Source organism: Streptomyces sp. NPDC051109 (assembly GCF_044455885.1).
Lineage (GTDB): Bacteria > Actinomycetota > Actinomycetes > Streptomycetales > Streptomycetaceae > Streptomyces.
Map to the genome: position 1 here is coordinate 123,021 of NZ_JBITFF010000001.1, position 17,010 is coordinate 140,030.

Genomic DNA, 17,010 nt, shown 5'->3' on the forward strand with positions numbered 1-17,010 from the left:
GGTCCGCAGCCCCCGGCCCCGACGCTACTTCGACGACACCCCCTACCGGACGACCCGCGGCAGGCGCAGGCTCAGGAGCACCGTCAGGGCGATCATGCCGAGCTGGGCCAGCAGGGTGAGGGCGAGCGCGTCCCGCATCCCCGCCGACGGGATCAGGGCGAGGAACAGGCTGCCCAGAGTCGCGACGCCGAGGGCGAGCGCGGACTGCTGGGTGGTGATCATGACCCCGCCGCCCACGCCCGCCCGGTCGGCCGGTACGTCGGACAGCATCAGCCGCATCAGGACGGGCAGTTGGAGCCCCTGGCCGAGGCCGGCGACGGCCACGCCCGGAGCGAGCGACATCAGCCCGAGGTCCGGCCATCCGCGCAGGACCGCGAGGGTGAGCAGGGTGACGCCGACCCCCTGGAGGACGCCGCCCGCGGTGACGACGCGGCTCCCGAACCGGCCGACCAGCCGCGGCCCGGCGAGCGAGGCCGCGAAGAAGGCCACCGCCATCGGCACCAGCGCCAGTCCGGCCTCCACCGGGTCCATCCGCAGCCCCTGTTGCAGGACCACCGCGATGACGAACATGAAACCGCTGAAGCCGATCGAGAACGGCACCAGCAGGGCCAGGCCCCGCCGCAGCGACTGCAGGCGCAGCAGGCTCGGCGGCACCAGCGGGGTGCGGCCGAGGCGGTCGGCGCGGCGCTCGGTCCGGTAGAAGGCCGTGACGGCGAACGGGAAGACCGCGAGCGAGACCCACGTCCACAGCGGCCAGCCGGCGGCCCGGCCCTCGGTCAGCGGCAGCAGCAGGGACACCAGCGACAGGGCGAGGAGCAGCGTCCCCGGTACGTCGACCGAGGCCGGCCGGTCCGAGCGGGTCTCCGGTACGGCGCGGGTGGCGAGCAGCAGTCCGAGGACCACCACCGGCACGTTGACCAGGAACACCGAGCGCCAGCCGAGCCCGGCGACGTCCGCGGCGACGAGGACGCCGCCCAGGATCTGCCCGGCGACCATCGACAGCCCGGCGGTGGCCCCGTACAGGCTCATCGCCCGGGCCCGGCGCGGCCCCTGGGTGGTCGCCTGGATGGTGGCGAGCACCTGCGGCAGCATCAGCGCGGCCGCGGCTCCCTGCGCCACCCGCGCCCCGACCAGGGTCCATGCGGTGGGCGCCAGTCCGCAGAGGAGCGAGGTGGCGCCGAAGGCGGCCATGCCGATCAGGAAGAGCCGGCGCCGTCCGGCCGTGTCGCCGAGGCGGCCGCCGAGGACGAGGAGCACGGCGTACGCGACGCCGTAGCCGCCGACGATCAGTTCCAGCGTGGCCGGACCGGCCGCGAGGTCGCTGTCGATGGCGGGCAGCGCCACGTTGACGATGAAGAAGTCGATCAGGGGCAGGGCCGCGCCGAGCAGCACGGTGAACAGCCCGAGCGGGCCGATCGCGGCCGGGGCGGGCCCGGGGGCCGGGCGGCCCGTCGGGGCGGACGGGGAGGGGCGGGTGGTGCGTACGGTTGCTTCGCTCACACCGAAACGATCGCCCCGCGCTCAGCCTGGTACCAGAGCCTTCTTATCCTGGTACCAGGAATACCTGGCAACGGGATGAGCGGTGCGGCACCCTGGTTCCATGACCACAGTTGCCTCCGACAGCGACGTACGCCGGCACGAGCTGGCCGACTTCCTGCGCAGCCGCCGGGAACGGATCACGCCCGAGCAGGTGGGGCTGCCGCGCGGCCGCCGCCGGCGCACTCCGGGGCTGCGCCGCGAGGAGGTCGCCCAGCTCTCCGCCGTCGGTGTCACCTGGTACACCTGGCTGGAGCAGGCCCGCGAGATCCAGGTCTCCCCGCAGGTCCTGGACGCCCTGGCGCGCGCCCTGCTGCTCGACGCCAGCGAGCGTACGCACCTGTTCGCGCTGGCCGGCAGCCTCGATCCGGCCCCGCACGCGCCGTGCCCGAGCGTGACCCCGGCGCTGCGGTCGATGCTCGACCAGCTCGGGCCCATCCCGGCCTGCATCCAGAACAGCCGGTACGACATCCTCGCGTACAACGCCAGCTACGGACGGCTGCTGTGCGACCTGGACGCGCTGCCGCCCGAGGACCGCAACTGCCTGTGGCTGGCGTTCACCAACGCGGACTGGCGGGCGTCGATGGCCGACGTCGCCGAGGTGAACCGCACGATCGTCGCCAAGTTCCGGGCCGCGATGGCGGAGCACCTCGCCGAGCCGGCATGGAAGGCCCTGCTGGCGCGGCTGGAGGCGGAGTCGGCGGAGTTCCGGGAGCTGTGGGCACGCCACGAGGTGCTCGGCCTGGGCGCCAAGACCAAGTACGTCCGCAACGCGCACGTCGGTCTGCTGCACCTGGAGCACACCAATCTGTGGCTCGGACCGGCGGCGGGCCCGCGCCTGGTGACGATGGTGCCGGTCGACGAGGAGAGCCGGGCGGGCCTGGAGCGGCTGGCGGGGCTTGAGCGGCTCGAGAGCCGGGAGCGCCGCGAGCGGCCGGAGCAGCCGGCGTGGTCCGAGCCGCTCGAACTCCACGCGCCGGCCGCGGTCTGACGCACCCCGCCCCTCCCGCGGGCCCGCTTACGACTGCTCGGCCAGCCCCTCCGGCAGCCGGCCCGTGTGCACCACCCCGAGGGTCTGCGTGGCCCGGGTCAGGGCGACGTACAGATCGCTCGGCTCGTGGTCCGCGGGCTCCACGACGATCACCGAGTCGAACTCCAGCCCCTTGGCCTGGCGCGGGTCCAGCAGGACGACCGTACGGGTCAGGTCCGGCTCCTCCCCCGCCCGTACGCCGGGCAGCACGGCCGCCAGCGCCGCGTGCAGCGGGCGCGGAGCGATCACCGCCAGCCGGCCGCCGCTCCCCTCGGCCGGAGCGCCTTCGTGCACCGCTTCCGCGACCGCGGCGGCGAGGTCGTCCGTCGCCCGGACCCATGGCCGCCGCCCGGTGGACCGCACCGAGCTCGGCGGCTCGAATCCGGGGTGGCGGGCCCGGAGCACGGCGGCCGCGAGGTCCATGATCTCGGCGGGCGTGCGGTAGTTGACGCCGAGGCGCACCAGCTCGAACCGGTCGCCGACGTACGGTTCCAGGATCCGCTGCCACGATCCGCAGCCGGCCTCGTCGCCGGTCTGGGCCGGGTCGCCCACCAGCGTCATGGAACGGGTGGGGCAGCGCCGCATCAGCAACCGCCAGGCCATCTCGGACAGTTCCTGCGCCTCGTCCACGATGACGTGCCCGAAGGCCCAGGTCCGGTCGGCGGCGGCCCGCTCGGCGGCACTGCGGTGGTCGGCCTCCTCCTGCCGCTCCGCCATCCGCTCGGCGTCGATGATGTCGTGCGCGGCGAGGAACTCGCTCTCCATGTCCTCGAATTCGTACGACTCGGAGCCCTGGGACAGGTCCAGGACGCCCTGGGCGTACGCGATGCGCTCCTGCAGTTCGCGCTCCTCGGCGGCGCGCTGCGCGCTGTCGTCGAAGCCGAGCAGCTCGGCGGCCTCGTCGAGCAGCGGGATGTCGGCGGGTGTCCAGTCGTCCGTCGTGCGCCGGATCAACGCGGCCTCGGCGGAGGGGAGATGGGTGGGTTCGGCGAGGAAGTCGGCGATGAGCTGCCGGGGCGTGAGGGGCGGCCAGAGGGCGTCGATCGCGGCGTGCACCTCGGCGCTGGTCGCGATCTCCTTGCCGAGCTGTGCGATGTCGTCGGCGCCGAGCAGGTTGGGGCCGCCGTACGGGTCGGCGCCGAGCCGGTCGGCGAGCTGCTCCGTGAGGGAGTCGATGACGCGGAACGCGAAGTACGGGCGGGCCAGGTTGTGCGGCAGCCCGGTGGCGCGGGCCCGGTCACGGGCCTCGTACGCCATGGTCCGGTCGAGCCGCAGGATGCCGTAGTCGTCGTGGTCGATCTCCACGGCCGGCTCCGGGAGCACGGCGCTGTCCTCGCCGCTGCCGGCGGGGACCGTCTCCGGCAGCGCCTGCCGGTCGCGCACGACGCGTGCGAGGACGTCGGCCATCTCGGCGCGGCCCTTCACGGCGGCGGCGCCGGGGCGGTCGGTGCCGGTCGCCCGGATGCCGGGGAACAGCTCGCCGAGGGTGGACAGCAGGACGCCGGTCTCGCCGAGCGAGGGGAGCACCTCGCCGATGTAGCCGAGGAACGCCGGGTTGGGTCCGACGATCAGCACGCCGCGCTTGGCGAGCAACTCGCGGTGGGCGTAGAGGAGGTAGGCGGCCCGGTGCAGGGCGACGGCCGTCTTCCCGGTTCCCGGGCCGCCCTCCACCACCAGTACGCCGCGGTGGGGCGAGCGGATGATGCGGTCCTGCTCGGCCTGGATGGTCTGGACGATGTCGTGCATGCGGCCGGTGCGGGCGGCGTCGAGCGCGGCGAGCAGCACGGCGTCGGCGTCGGCCCCCTCGTGGCCGGTGCGCTCGGTGTCGGCGAGGTCGAGGATCTCGTCGTGCAGGGCCGTGACCTCGCGGCCGCGGGTGGTGATGTGTCGGCGCCGGCGCAGCCCCATGGGGAAATGCCCGGTGGCGAGGTAGAAGGGACGGGCCACTTCGGCCCGCCAGTCGAGGACGAGGGGGGTGCGGTCCGCGTCGTCCTGCCTGATTCCGATTCGGCCGATGTGGTGGTCCTGTCCGTCGGAGAACTCCAGGCGGCCGAAACACAGGCCGTTCTCGCCCGCGTTCAGCGCGGAAAGCAGACCGGACTGCTCGGCGACGACCACGTCCCGCTCCAGCCTCGCCTGAAAGCCGGTCCCCGCCCCGGACAGGGCCTGCTGGACGGCGCGTTCCGCCTGGTCTCGCAGGTCGTCCAGGCGCGCATAGAGCTCGTCGATGAATTGCTGCTCATTACGGAATTCCACGGTTGACAATGCCACTCCCGAACCGATACGATGTCCTCGTAAAGCTTTTTCATGCCCTGCCGTCATTGGGGCGTGAAACATCAAATATACGCTGATGAATACCCCGGCCGTCAATTTGGTCCGGGGTATTTCTGTATTGCGACCCCCCGCCCTCCCGCCTCGCACAGGTGAACGAATCCGGCGGGCGGATGTCACCCGGACGGCTCACCCGTCAGGCTTTCGGCGCCATGCACTGCTTTGGTGGAGACACGGAGCTGTCCACCACATGGAGCACTCTCATGTATGAAATGCAGGTCGGTGAGGCGGCCACAGGGCCTGGCCTCGTATGGCACGTCGTCGCCCGCGATCGCCGGGCCACCCTGTGCGGCCGCCCCCTCCAGCCGGGAGGCAACGCCGATACAGACCTCCACTGCATGCCGTGTATGACGGTCTTCCAAAACGTCATGCGCGAGGGCTCCGCGGAGTCCTGACATCTGGGGGTGATCAACCCACTGAACCACGCGCCGCCGGCGCCGGACCCCCGGCACCGGCGGCGCGTGGTTCACCCTCCAGCACACCAAAGGAATACTTATACAAATCTCCTCTGATAGCTTCCACGCTTATGAAAACGATCGGACTGCTCGGAGGAATGAGCTGGGAGTCGACCGCCCAGTACTACCGGCTGTTGAACGAGCTCACCCGGGACCGGCTCGGAGGGCTGCATTCGGCCCCGTGCGTGCTGTACTCCGTGGACTTCGCGGAGATCGAGCGGCTCCAGGCCGAAGGGCGGTGGGCCGAGGCCGGCGAGGTGCTGGCGGCGGCCGCCCGGCGGCTGGAAGCGGCCGGTGCGGATCTCGTCCTCATCTGCACCAACACCATGCACAAGGTCGCCGACCGGGTCCAGGCCGGCATCTCGGTGCCGCTGCTGCACCTCGCCGACGCCACCGCCGACGCCGTGCGGGCGGCGGGGCTGACGCGCGTCGGCCTGTTGGGCACCGCGTTCACGATGGAGCAGGATTTCTACCGCGGCCGACTCGCCGCGAGCGGGCTGGAGGTGTCGGTCCCGCACGCCGCGGGGCGCGCGCTCGTGCACCGGGTGATCTACGAGGAGCTGTGCCTGGGCATCGTCCGCGAGGAATCGCGCGCCGCCTACCAGCACGTCATCGAGGAGCTCGTGGCCGCCGGCGCCCAGGGGATCATCCTCGGCTGCACCGAGATCGAGCTGCTCATCGGCACCGGACACAGCCCCGTACCCGTCTTCCCCACCGCACGGATCCATGCCGAAGCCGCGGTCGAGGCGGCGCTGTCGACACATCCGCACATGGCTTGAATCCATCGGTACTCGGAATCGAGCGGTCCGCCCCGTGCCATGCTTCGGCGCTATCAAGCCAACCGAGGGGGGTAGGCGTGGTCGTCGAGAACTGGCAGCAGGCCGCCGTGGCCGGGGTCGCCGTGCTGGTGCTGGGCCTCGTCCTGTGGTCCATGCGGCACCGGATCAAAAAGCTGCGGGTGCGGCTGTGGGGCCTCGCCGTCGAGGCCGCCCCGGAGGGGGACCCGGCCGACCAGACCGTGCACACGAAGCGCTCCAAGATTCTGAAATCCCTGGTCAGCACCGTCAAGGGCGCAAAGGTCGGGCTCGTCGACACCAAGGTGAAGGACAGCTGGATCGTCGTGCGCAAGGACGGCGACCCCGAGCCCGGCACCGGAACGGGTACGGGCACGGGTACGGGTACGGGTACAGGACCTGGCAGCGGCGGCGGGCAGCCCGCCAGCTGATCCGGTCGGCAGCGCTCAGGGGACTTCCGGGGGGGAAGACAGCGTGCACGTAGACCGCGCCCGGCAACTGGCGGACACCGCCCGGATGATCCGCGACGGCGCCCCGCACCGGGCCCTGTTCTTCGAGGGCGACGAGGGAATCGGCAAGACGGCCCTGCTCATCGAGGTCCACCGGCGGCACGGTGACAGCACGGTCTGCTACGTCGACCTCGCCACCACCTGGGCGGCGTTCGACGTACTGAACCACATCTACCGCCAGGCTTCCGGGCAGGGAATCCGGATGGACTCCTTCCGCGCGCTCAAGCAGCGCTACGGCGAGGTGCCGACCGTGAACTTCCACGGGATGTCGATGGACCGTTCGCACCTCGACATCGCCCTGAGCGTCAACGCCGACCGCGAGACCCAGAACTCCGCCATGAGCGACGAACTCGTCGCGCGCCTGGCGGAATCGGCCACCGGTCCCGGCTCCGGACCGATCGTGGTCCTGGACGGCTTCGACCGCTGCGAGCCGCCGCTGCAGAGCTGGATCAGTACCAGCTTCCTGCCGGACCTGCTGGCCACCCGCCGCATCACCGTCCTCCTCGCCGGACGGAGCGTCCCCAGCCTCTCGCACCCCTACGCCGGCGCCGTTCGGAACCTGATCCTGCCCCCGTTCGACGCCGCGACCGTCCAGGAGTGGATCGACCTGGCCGGCATCGAAGAGCTCAAGGGTTCCGCCGATGAGCTGTGCAGCAAACTGGACGGGCTGCCTTCGGCGATCTCGGAGTTCCTGTCCCACTTCACCCGGGAGGGCTGACCCCTGGACACGGACCTCGTCCTGCGCCGCATCCGCGGCACGTTCGCCGCGCTGCCGCCCGCCCGGCGCTCGCTGCTCGAACACCTCTGCGTGTACGACTGGTTCGATCCGGACATCGTCGAGTACACCGCCGATGCGCTCGGGGTCCCGGCCGACAGCGGGCCGCTGGTACGGCTGCCCGTGATCGAGCCCCGCCCGATGGCGGCGACCGAGGAGTTCCGACTGCGGCCCCTGCTGCGCAAGGACCTCCTCGACCGGCTCGGCGAGGAGGAGGACGCGACGCTCAGACGCGCCCACCGGCTGGCCGCCGCGTACTACCACCAGCCGCTCGACCCGTTCCACACCGACAGGATCGGCTGGTACGTCGAACAGGTCCGCCACCTGGCCTGTTCCAACCCGGACCGGGCCCTCAACCGGCTGGCGGCCGTCTGCCACACGGCCCTGCTCGCCGGCCATCCGGAGGCGGCGAGCCGGGCGGCGGCCGCCGCGCTCACGTCGGGGGCGGACACCCGCGAACTGGCCCTGCTGGCGGAGGTCGTACGGTCGGTCGCGCTGATCCTGGCCACCCAGACGGAGGTCGACGGCCGGGCGATCGTACGTCTGGACGGGCTCCTGGCCGGGTCCCGGCCCCCGCGCGACCTGGCCGCCGCGCGGATCGGCCGGCTCGCCCGCGACCTGGTCACGTACTACAGCGAACGCCGGGCCCCCGCCCCTACCCTGACGGCGGCGCTGGCCCTGGAGGCCGGGCGGGGCTCGGACCGGCGGGGCATGCCGGAGGTGTCGGCGAGCCTGTCCGTCGCGGAGGACTTCGCGCACTTCCCGCACACGGTCATGGTCCGCGACCACGTGGTCGAGGTGGTCGGCCGGCGCAGGGCGCACCACTCGATCACCTCGACGCTGTACGCCGCCGGTATCCAGAACGCCCACGCGGTGATCGACATCTTCCCCTGGAACTACGGCGAGACGCTGGACAAGCTCGACATCAGGGATGCGAACGGCGGGGTGGTGCCCTCGCTGAAACAGATCGAGGTGCAGTCGTACATCGCGAACGCGGTCTCGTACTGGCTCGCGGACGACAGCGGGGAAGACGCGGGCGACGACGGCGACACCGGCCGCGGACGCGGACGCGGGCCCGGTATCGAGGCCCGCACCTCGCACCGGGAGATCTCCCTCGCCCTCAGCTCGGCCGTGCAGAGCCGCCAGCACGAGACCGTCGCGACGCTGCTGGCGACGGCGACCGAGGTCACGGGCGGCGAGCTCGGCGCCCGCATCCTCGCGGCCACGCGCTACCTCCCGCTGGTCGCCGAGTTGGACACCGCGTACGGCACCTCCCCGCGATTGCACTACGGCTACGACGGCAAATGCGTCCTGCGCCGGCGCGGGCTGCTCGGCGTATCGGCGGAGCTGGAGCTCTGCCTGCCGACCGAGGCCCGCAACCAGCTGGCCGTCCCCACGCCCGAAGGGGTCGAGCTGGCCGGCATCGGGACGTCCGACGCGCGGTGGGCCGTCGAACCGGCCCACGCCCCGTCCGACGGGGAGGACGAGGCCCCGCACGGGCTGCCGGAGCAGTTCGTCGTCCGCTTCGCGGAGTCCCGGGCCGCGGAGTCCGCGGAGGGCGACGAGGCCGCCGGCGAAGGGGGCCACCGGGTCGAACGCACCACGCTCCGGCTGGATTACGTGCCGCGCCGCAAGGACGTCCTCCGGGTCATCTGGGTCAACCTGTTCTGCCTGCTCGTCTGCCTGGCCGCGACGATCCTGGAGCTCTTCGTGGAGTACGCGCAGTGGTCCGGCGTGATCCCCGTCGCCGTGGTCATGGCCAGCCTCCTGGAGCAGCTCCAGACCCGGCGTCAGCATCCCTCCGGCAGCGCCGAGGTGCTGCACGCCTACGCGAGCCGCCGGCTCAACCTGATCAACGCCACGGGCATGGTCGTCGCCCTGCTGGCGACCTCCGCCCTCTCGGTGGGCACTCCGGCGGTGTCCCTGTCCCTGACCATCTCCTCCCTCGTCGTCTGCCTCGCCTCCACGAGCGCCCTGCTCGCCTCCGTCGCCGGACGCCGGCACCTCCTGGAGGCCCGTGCCGCGTCGCACGCCCTCGACTAGTCATACCGTGATGTCATACGGGAAGCAGGCCGCGAGGGCGGCGGAACGGACCCGGGCGGACGCATGAGCACACCCCAGTCGGCCGCGGAGGCGGACAACGCCGGTCACCCGGAGGCGGGGAGGCACGCCGACTGGCTCGAACTCTTCCTCGACCTCGTCTTCGTCGCACTCGCCTCCCAGCTCGCCCACCAGCTCCACGGCGATCCGAGCCCGCGCGACTTCGCCGTGTTCCTGGGGCTCTACTTCCCGCCCTGGTGGCTGTGGATCAACCTGATGGTCTCGGCGAACCTCTTCGTCGACAACAGCCCCCGCCGCCGGCTCCTCATGCTGTCCGCCATGCTCTGCATCGCCGTCATGGCTTGCGCCGTGCCCGGGGCCGACACCGACCGCGGCTCCGTCTACGCCCTCGGGTACGCCGGCACCCGGCTGGTGCTGCTCGGGCTCTGGTGGCCGGCCACCAAGTACCCCGAACCCCTGCGCGTCCCGCGCTGGCGCCCGTTGAGCTACTGCCTGGCCTCGGGCCTGCTGTGGGCCGGATCCGCCGCGGTACCCGCGCCCTGGCAGTACGTCGTGTGGGCGGTGCTCATCGCCGCAGAGATGGCGCTGCTGCTCACCGCGCGCGGCCGCGGGCTGCCCGCCCGACTGGACACCGGGCACGTCGTCGAGCGGGTCGGCCTCTTCGTCATCATCGTGCTCGGCGAGTCCGTCATCGCGCTGGTGACCTCCGCCGACCACACCTGGACCCCGGGGGCCGGGGTCGTCGGCGTCCTCGGCTTCGTACTGCTCGCCGCGCTCTGGTGGTCGTACTTCGACTTCGGCTCGACCTCGGCCGAACTGATGTTCGCCAGGGCCGACGACCGCCGGGCCTACCTGCTCGCCCGCGACGTCGGCGGCTTCCTGCACTTCTTCGTGACCGCGGGCGTGCTGTGCATGGCGGCCGGGCTGGCCACCGCCGTCGAGGAGGCCGACCACGCCCGGCTGCCGACCGGCGCGGCGTGGGTCCTGGCCGGCGGCCTGGCCCTGTACCACGCGGCCCACGCCGCCATCGCGTTGCGCTACGGCCGGCCGCCGGCCTCCGTCGCCGTCTGGGCCGTTCCCGGCATCGGCATCCCGCTGCTCGTGGTCTGGGCCGCCGGGCACCTCCCGCCGTGGCTGGTGGTGCTGCTGCTGGCCGCCGAGGCGATCGCCCACCTCTTCTACGCGCGCACGGTGCAGCGCCGCCGCCTGGCGGCGGCAACCCTTTAGGGAGCCACGGGCAGGAGCTCGGGGCGCTTCGGCGTACGGGCGTCCCCGGAGGAGCGGCCGCGCAGGCGCCTGCCCAGCCAGGGCCCCAGGAACGCGGCGGCCCAGCGCAGTTCGGCGGCGACCGTGGGGCGGGCCGTCCGGTCGGGCGGCAGCGGGTGGGTCCAGGAGTCGTCGCTGCCCGGCAGGCCGAGGGCGTGCGCGAGCGAGGCGGCGATCCGCTCGTGGCCGAGCGGACTGGCGTGCAGCCGGTCCGCACTCCACAGCCGGGGGTCGGTGACCACAGGATGGTGTCCCGTCTCGACGACGACCACTCCGTGGCGCCCGGCGGCCGTGCGGATCCTCTCGTTGAGGGCGCTCACGCGCGGGGCGAGCGGGCGGGCGAGCGGGGTGATCCGCGCGAGGTCCGGGAAGGTCAGGGTGAGGACCCGGGCGCCCTGGGCGGTGAGCGCGCCGAACATCGCCTCCAGGTGACCGGCTACCTCGTCGGCGTCGAACCGCGGCCGCAGCACGTCGTTGACCCCGGCGACCACGGTGGCCAGGTCGGGGCGCAGGGCGAGCGCGGGGCCGAGCTGCTCGGCGCGGACCTGCCCGGCGAGGCGGCCGCGGACGGCCAGGTTGGCGTACCGGACACCGGGGCCGTGGAGCGCGAGGTGCTCGGCGAGCCGGTCGGCCAGCCCGCGCAGGCCGGTGGTGTCGTCGCCGTCCCCGAGTCCCTCGGTCTGGCTGTCGCCCAGGGCCACGTACCGCAGGTACGGGTGCTCAGCGATCGGCACGGGCCGCCTCCCGTTCCCGCAGGACCGCGATCGTGCGCTCGCACCAGTCGCGGTTGCCCTGCTCGAAGGCGAGACCGCGCAGGCAGGTCAGGTACGGGCCGATGCGCTCGCCCTCCCGCAGGAAGTCCTCCTCGGAGCGGTCGCGTCGCATGGTGCGCAGCAGGCCGCCGAACAGCTCGACCTTGGCCCGGGCGAAGTCGGCGCGCTCGGTGAGCTGCGCGACGAGCGTCGCGGTGTCGACGTGGTCGGCGGCCTGGACCTTGACGATGAGGTCGTCGCGGATGGAGGAGGGCTTGGTGGCGGATGCGGTGAACTGTTCGAGCTCGGCGAGCCCGGCGTCGGTGACGGTGAACAGGCGCTTGTTGGGCCGGGTGTCCTGGACCACTTCCCGGCCCGTGATCAGCCCGTCCTGCTCCAGCCGGGTCAGCTCGGCGTAGAGCTGTTGCGGGAGCGCGTGCCAGAAGTTCGCGACGCCGAGGTCGAAGGCCTTCGCCAATTGGTACCCGCTCAGCTCCTCGTCCAGCAGCGCCGCCAGTACGGCGTGGCGCAAAGCCATCGGATCGCCTCCTTCTCGCCCTGTTCCAGTGGGCGCCCCTGTCCACGGACCCCCTCCGCATGATACTCAAGAAACTGACTAATCACATTGATGAGTAGACCCTCAGGGAGAAGCCGTGACCGCAGCAGCCGCTTCCGCGCCGCCGTCGACAGCCGTGACCTCGCCGCTCTGGAGGCCCTGTTCACCGAGGACGTGCGCCTGTACAGCCCCGTGAAGTTCGCGCCGTTCGAGGGGCGGCCGATGGTGCTGGGGCTCTTCGGGGTGCTGCTGCGCACCTTCGAGGACTTCCACTACGTGGGGCAGTACGCCGGCAGCGCCGAGACGAGCGTCGACGGCTCCGTGGCCCCGTCGGAGATCCTGCTGTTCCGGGCGACGGTGAACGGCAAGGCGATCCACGGCATCGACCTGCTGCACTTCGCCGACGACGGCCGGATCAAGGAGTTCACGGTGATGGTCAGGCCGCAGTCCGCGGTGCACGCCCTGGGCGAGGCGGTCCTCGCCGGGCTGGTCGCCGACGGTCTGGCCCCGGCTCCGGCCGGGGGGCCGGCCGGTCATTAGGCTGCCCGGGGCAGCCGGCGGCGCGCGCGGGCGAAGAGACGGGGAGCAACTGATGACCGGCACGACCAGAGTGGCCCTGGCCACGTCGGACCCGGGCCTGGCCTGGGACTCCGACCTGCCGCTGGTGCTCGGAGCGCTGCGCGCCCGCGGGGTCGACGCCGTGGCGGCGGCCTGGGACGCCCCGGACTTCGACTGGTCGCGGTGCGCGGCGGTGGTCATTCGCTCCACCTGGGACTATGCCGCGCGGTGGCCGGAATACTTGGCCTGGGCCGACGCGGTACAGGGCGCGACACGGCTCGACAACCCGGCCGCTCTGGTGCGCTGGAACACCGACAAGCGCTACCTCGGGGAGCTCGCCGGCCGCGGCGTCCCGGTCGTTCCCACCCGGTTCATCGGCCCCGGCGAGGCCGTCGACCTGCCCGGGAACGGCCAGTTCGTCGTCAAGCCGACCGTCTCGGCCGGCGCCCGCGACACCGCCCGGTACGCGGAGCACCACCACGATGCGGCCGCCGGGCACGTCGCGGCGCTGCACGCGGCCGGATCGACCGCGATGGTGCAGCCGTACCTGACCCGGATCGACGAGGGCGAAAGGGCGCTCGTCTTCCTCGGCGGCGCCTTCAGCCACGCGATCCGCAAGGGACCGGTGCTGACCGACGTCGGGGGCGTCGACAACGACCGCGTGCCGCATCCGGACCTGGTTCCGCACCTGCCGTCCGCGGCCGAACTGGCGCTGGCCGAGGCCGCGCTGGCGGCCGCGCCGGGGTCGCGGGCCCTGCTGTACGCGCGGGTCGACATCGCGACGGCGGACGACGGGGCGCCGGTCGTCATGGAGCTGGAGCTGGTGGAGCCCAACCTCTTCCTGGGCCACAGCGAGCACGGGCTGCGCCGCTTCACCGACCTCGTCCACGAGCGGGCCACGTGATGTGAGCGGCGACGGGCAGGTGGTCGCTGCCCGTCGCGGGCAGCGACCGGATCCGCGTGACGGTCGCCGAACGGGTCATGACCTGGTCGATCCGGGCCAGCGGCAGCGAAGCGGGCCAGCTGAACGCGAAGTCCCGGCTCAGCGGGTCCATCCGCGAGGTGACGGGGTCCAGCCCGCGGTCGTCCACGGTGCTGTTGAGGTCCCCGAGCAGGATCAGCGGGTCCGTCGGCTCGGCGGCCAACACGGCGCCGAGCAGTGCGGCGCTCTCGTCCCGGCGTACGGAACCGAAGCCGTGCGCCGTGCTCAGGCGTACGGAGGGCAGGTGCGCCACGTACACGGCGACTTCGCCCTGCGGTGTGCGGGCGGTGGCCCGCAGTCCGCGGTTCCAGTCCTCCCCGACACCGGCCGGTCTGATGTCCACCGGCCGTACGTCCGCCAGCGGGTGCTTCGACCAGACTCCGACCGTGCCCGCCACCGCGTGGTAGGGGTACTGCGGCGCCAGCACCGCCGCGTACACCGGCTCGGCGGCGGACGTCAGCTCCTCCAGCGCGAGGAGATCGGCGCCGGTGGCGGCCAGGGCGCGGGCGGTGCCCGCCGGATCGGGGTTCTCGTCGCTGACGTTGTGCTGGACGGCGAGGAGGCCCGGTGCCCGGTCGTCGCCGGGCAGCAGGTGGCCGCCGAAGAGGGCGGTCCAGGCGGCGGCGGGCAGCAGCACCGCGAGCCCGGCCGCGGCCGAACGGCGCGGCAGGGCCAGGGCGGCGAGGACCGGGACGACCAGGCCGAGCCAGGGCAGGAACGTTTCGAGCAGGCTGCCGGGGCGGCCCGGCAGCGCATCGGGCACCGCGCCGTGGAAGGCCAGCAGGCAGGCGAGGAGGACCGCGGCACACACGAGGACGCGTCCACGGCCGCGCCACGACCACGACCACGGCCGGGGCCGTCGCCCGGGCCCCCGCCCCGCCGCTTGACCCGCCTCCCGCTCAGCCACGCGCCCCCGCTCCCGCTCCCGGTCGGCTCTCCGTCCGACCTCGCACGTTACGACGACGCCCGGCGCGGTGATCCGGTTCCCGTACCCGGAGTGCGGCCGGGGACCGCGTTGATGCGGGCGAGGACCAGGACCGTGTCGTCGGTCGCCGTGTCGGGCAGCAGGTTGGCGAGGATCCGGTCGACCCCCTCCTCCAGCGAGCCCAGCGGTGCGCGCAGTTGGTCGCGCAGTGCCTCGATCCCGGTGTCGATGTCCTGGCCGCGGGCCTCGACGAGGCCGTCGGTGTACAGGGCCACCGTGGCACCCTCGGGAATCTCGACCTCGACCGACCGGTACGGTACGCCGCCCACCCCGAGCGGCACCCCGAGCACGTCGCCGATGGCGTGGACGGTCCCGTCCCGGTGCCGTACCAGGGGCGGCGGGTGGCCGGCGTTGGCGATGCGGGCGCGGCCGGTACGGGGGTCGTACACGAGGTACAGGAAGGTCGCCCACTCGATGCCGGCCTCCTGAGCGCAGGCGTCGAGTTCCTGGAGCAGGGCGGCGGGCTCGGCGGTGTGCCGGGCGAGCGTCTTCGCGGTGATCCGCAGGCGGCCCATGGCCGCGGCGGCCGGTACGCCGTGTCCCATCACGTCGCCGACGACCAGGGCCACCCGGCCGTCGGGCAGGGTGATCGCGTCGTACCAGTCGCCGCCGACCTCGGTGCCGCGGCTGCCGGGCAGGTAGCGGTGGCTGATGTCCACGTACGGTCCCGCCGCGGGGGCGCTGGGCAGCAGGGCCCGCTGGAGGGTGAGGGCGATGTCCCGGACCTTGCCGTACAGCCGGGCGTTGTCCAGGCACAGGGCGGCCCGGGAGGCCAGTTCGCCGGCGAGGCCGAGATCCTCCTCGGCGTAGGCCGGGCGCGCCGCGGAGCGGCCGAACATGGCGATGCCCTGCACCGTGCCGCGCGCGATCAGCGGTGCCATGAGGATGCAGGTCAGCCCGCTCTCCAGCAGCAGCTGCGCGCGCTCCTGGTGCACCACCGTCCGGGTGGCGAAGTCCTCGTCGACCGTGAAGCAGAGCGGGCGGCCCGTGCTCAGCATCTGGTGGATGTTGGAGCCCGGCGGGTACGTGACCTCCTCCAGGCCGCTGACGAGCTCGACGGCGGGCTCGGGGAGGGTGGTGCCGGAGGCGATCCGGCGGGTGGTCACGGGCAGCGCCGGGTCGAAGGCCTCGCTCTCGTCCATCCACTCCACGAGTTCGACGACGGAGGCGTCGCAGAACTCCGGGACGACCGAGCCGACCAGCTCGCGCGCGGTGGTGTGCAGGTCCAGGGTGGTGCCGATGCCCGCCGCCGCCCGGTCGAGCAGGGCCAGGCGCTGCCGGGCGGCCGTCGCCTCCAGGATGGCCTGCTCGCGGTCGGTGACGTCCAGCAGCAGTCCGCCGACCCCGCGCCGGGTGTCGCCCGCGCCGGTGAGCGGGAAGAAGCTGACCGAGCGCACCTGGTCGCGGTCCGGGTGGCCCGGTGTGCGCAGGCCCACGAGGGTGCCGATCACGGTCCGGCCCTCGTCCGCCACGGACCGCAGCATGCGCTGGTACTCCCCGCCGTCCGAGGTGATCATGATGTCCGCCATCCGGCGGCCCAGGTGCGCGTCGAGCGGGATCCCGTCCATGTCGGCCAAGGCCTGGTTGAGGTGGACGTAGCGCAGCTCCTCGTCCAGCATCACCAGGCCGATCGGGCAGGTCTCGAAGAGGGAGTCGAGGAAGGACAGGTTGGTCTTGACCCGGTCCAGCTCGTCGCCCCGGCTCGCCAGTCCGATGATCACGGAGGCTCCGGAGGCCCCGGTCATCGGGAAGACCCGGAAGCCGCAGTTGAACACCGAGCCGTCCCGGTGGAGCGCGGGCAGCCGTACGCGCCAGTAGCCGAGGGTGCGGGCGCGCTCCGCGAGGTGCGCGGCCGTGCCGGGGCCGTCGCCGGGGGCCGGCTCGGGGAAGAGGAGTGCCGCGGGCCGGGCCAGGACGGACCCGGCCTCGTGGCCGAAGAGGTTCCGCGCTCCGGGGCCCCAGTAGCAGACCCGGTCCTCGTCGTCGATGCCGAAGACCGCCACCACCACGTGTTCCAGCAAGGACCCCGGTTCGGACCGGATCGGGCCGGGGTCGTCCGCGCCCCCCAACCGGTCCGATGGCATCGGCAGGCCCCCTTCTGCGCGCGTCTCGTCGCGCGCGGCTGACCGGCGCCCGCACGGCGGACACGGGCTGCCCCCTCAATTCTGCCCGCCATCGGGGAGGAAGACATCACGGCGCCGGACGGGATCCGGCCGGTGACCACCGGTGACGGTTGCCTCCGGTCCGGCGACCGGGCAGGTCAGGGAGGGTTTCCCGGCCGGGACCGGCCATGGGCGACGGGAAACCCGTCGACCCCCGCGGGCCGCCGGGCAAGGCTGAAGGCGTCAGCACAGCGGGACGGCGGGACGGCGGGAGGAACACGACCTCCCGTCTCCCGACGTCAACACCGAGGCAACCCA

Annotated in this window: 14 protein-coding genes; 8 read left to right on the top strand and 6 right to left on the bottom strand. The window is 73.0% G+C overall.

The features are described 5' to 3' along the window. Nucleotides 1–42: 42 nt before the first annotated feature. The gene (locus tag ACIBAD_RS00535; RefSeq protein WP_134067986.1) at nt 43–1,500 is read right to left on the bottom strand and encodes an MFS transporter; all 1,458 of its coding nucleotides are present in this window, start codon (nt 1,498–1,500) and stop codon (nt 43–45) included. A 100-nt stretch (nt 1,501–1,600) separates the two neighbouring features. Between ACIBAD_RS00535 and ACIBAD_RS00540 the strand changes: the two genes are divergently transcribed. Further along, the gene (locus ACIBAD_RS00540) at nt 1,601–2,527 is read left to right on the top strand and encodes a helix-turn-helix domain-containing protein (RefSeq protein WP_398903377.1); all 927 of its coding nucleotides are present in this window, start codon (nt 1,601–1,603) and stop codon (nt 2,525–2,527) included. A gap of 27 nt (nt 2,528–2,554) precedes the next feature. Here ACIBAD_RS00540 and ACIBAD_RS00545 read toward each other — a convergent pair whose 3' ends face one another. Further along, nucleotides 2,555–4,888, bottom strand: a complete 2,334-nt coding sequence (locus ACIBAD_RS00545; protein WP_398903946.1) for a HelD family protein — start codon at nt 4,886–4,888, stop codon at nt 2,555–2,557. A gap of 535 nt (nt 4,889–5,423) precedes the next feature. Here ACIBAD_RS00545 and ACIBAD_RS00550 point away from each other — a divergent pair. The 5 genes from ACIBAD_RS00550 to ACIBAD_RS00570 all read left to right on the top strand — a co-directional run bounded on the left by ACIBAD_RS00550 (nt 5,424) and on the right by ACIBAD_RS00570 (nt 10,718). After that, on the top strand, nt 5,424–6,131 hold the full coding sequence (locus tag ACIBAD_RS00550) for an aspartate/glutamate racemase family protein (protein WP_398903379.1): 708 nt from the start codon (nt 5,424–5,426) through the stop codon (nt 6,129–6,131). A 77-nt stretch (nt 6,132–6,208) separates the two neighbouring features. Continuing rightward, nucleotides 6,209–6,577, top strand: coding sequence for a hypothetical protein (locus tag ACIBAD_RS00555; RefSeq protein WP_134067990.1), 369 nt, complete (start codon nt 6,209–6,211; stop codon nt 6,575–6,577). Nucleotides 6,578–6,620: 43 nt separating this feature from the next. Beyond that, nucleotides 6,621–7,373: a hypothetical protein gene (locus tag ACIBAD_RS00560; RefSeq protein ID WP_398903381.1), complete on the top strand. Its 753-nt coding sequence runs from the start codon at nt 6,621–6,623 to the stop codon at nt 7,371–7,373. Between the two features lie 90 nt (nt 7,374–7,463). After that, entirely contained in the window at nt 7,464–9,473 is a 2,010-nt protein-coding gene (locus ACIBAD_RS00565) for a hypothetical protein (protein WP_398903383.1), read from the top strand. 63 nt (nt 9,474–9,536) lie between these two features. Further along, nucleotides 9,537–10,718: a low temperature requirement protein A gene (locus tag ACIBAD_RS00570; RefSeq protein ID WP_398903385.1), complete on the top strand. Its 1,182-nt coding sequence runs from the start codon at nt 9,537–9,539 to the stop codon at nt 10,716–10,718. Here the strand turns inward: ACIBAD_RS00570 and ACIBAD_RS00575 are convergent. After that, nucleotides 10,715–11,485 carry an SGNH/GDSL hydrolase family protein gene (locus ACIBAD_RS00575; protein ID WP_398903948.1) on the bottom strand — a complete coding sequence of 257 codons (771 nt, stop codon included), beginning with the start codon at nt 11,483–11,485 and terminating at the stop codon, nt 10,715–10,717. The two genes, ACIBAD_RS00570 and ACIBAD_RS00575, sit on opposite strands and share 4 nt — an antisense overlap. After that, nucleotides 11,478–12,047 carry a PadR family transcriptional regulator gene (locus ACIBAD_RS00580; RefSeq protein ID WP_134067994.1) on the bottom strand — a complete coding sequence of 190 codons (570 nt, stop codon included), beginning with the start codon at nt 12,045–12,047 and terminating at the stop codon, nt 11,478–11,480. Before ACIBAD_RS00580 ends, ACIBAD_RS00575 begins: the two co-directional genes overlap by 8 nt. 90 nt (nt 12,048–12,137) lie before the next feature. Between ACIBAD_RS00580 and ACIBAD_RS00585 the strand changes: the two genes are divergently transcribed. Together ACIBAD_RS00585 and ACIBAD_RS00590 are read left to right on the top strand one after the other, a co-directional pair. After that, nucleotides 12,138–12,605 (top strand): nuclear transport factor 2 family protein, encoded by a 468-nt coding sequence (locus ACIBAD_RS00585; RefSeq protein WP_398903387.1) that lies wholly within the window; start codon nt 12,138–12,140, stop codon nt 12,603–12,605. A gap of 52 nt (nt 12,606–12,657) precedes the next feature. Then, entirely contained in the window at nt 12,658–13,527 is an 870-nt protein-coding gene (locus ACIBAD_RS00590) for a RimK family alpha-L-glutamate ligase (RefSeq protein ID WP_398903389.1), read from the top strand. On the opposite strand, the gene ACIBAD_RS00595 is transcribed toward ACIBAD_RS00590, so the two are convergent. After that, nucleotides 13,496–14,512, bottom strand: coding sequence for an endonuclease/exonuclease/phosphatase family protein (locus tag ACIBAD_RS00595; protein ID WP_398903391.1), 1,017 nt, complete (start codon nt 14,510–14,512; stop codon nt 13,496–13,498). The two genes, ACIBAD_RS00590 and ACIBAD_RS00595, sit on opposite strands and share 32 nt — an antisense overlap. Nucleotides 14,513–14,559: 47 nt before the next feature. After that, nucleotides 14,560–16,674: a SpoIIE family protein phosphatase gene (locus ACIBAD_RS00600; RefSeq protein WP_134067998.1), complete on the bottom strand. Its 2,115-nt coding sequence runs from the start codon at nt 16,672–16,674 to the stop codon at nt 14,560–14,562. Between the last annotated feature and the right edge of the window lie 336 nt (nt 16,675–17,010).

Coding starts and splice junctions, on each gene's coding strand:
- ACIBAD_RS00540 (WP_398903377.1), top strand. CDS start 1,601: ATGACCACAGTTGCCTCCGACAGCGACGTACGCCGGCACGAGCTGGCC.
- ACIBAD_RS00545 (WP_398903946.1), bottom strand. CDS start 4,888: ATGACGGCAGGGCATGAAAAAGCTTTACGAGGACATCGTATCGGTTCG.
- ACIBAD_RS00550 (WP_398903379.1), top strand. CDS start 5,424: ATGAAAACGATCGGACTGCTCGGAGGAATGAGCTGGGAGTCGACCGCC.
- ACIBAD_RS00570 (WP_398903385.1), top strand. CDS start 9,537: ATGAGCACACCCCAGTCGGCCGCGGAGGCGGACAACGCCGGTCACCCG.
- ACIBAD_RS00580 (WP_134067994.1), bottom strand. CDS start 12,047: ATGGCTTTGCGCCACGCCGTACTGGCGGCGCTGCTGGACGAGGAGCTG.
- ACIBAD_RS00585 (WP_398903387.1), top strand. CDS start 12,138: ATGAGTAGACCCTCAGGGAGAAGCCGTGACCGCAGCAGCCGCTTCCGC.
- ACIBAD_RS00590 (WP_398903389.1), top strand. CDS start 12,658: ATGACCGGCACGACCAGAGTGGCCCTGGCCACGTCGGACCCGGGCCTG.
- ACIBAD_RS00600 (WP_134067998.1), bottom strand. CDS start 16,674: ATGCCATCGGACCGGTTGGGGGGCGCGGACGACCCCGGCCCGATCCGG.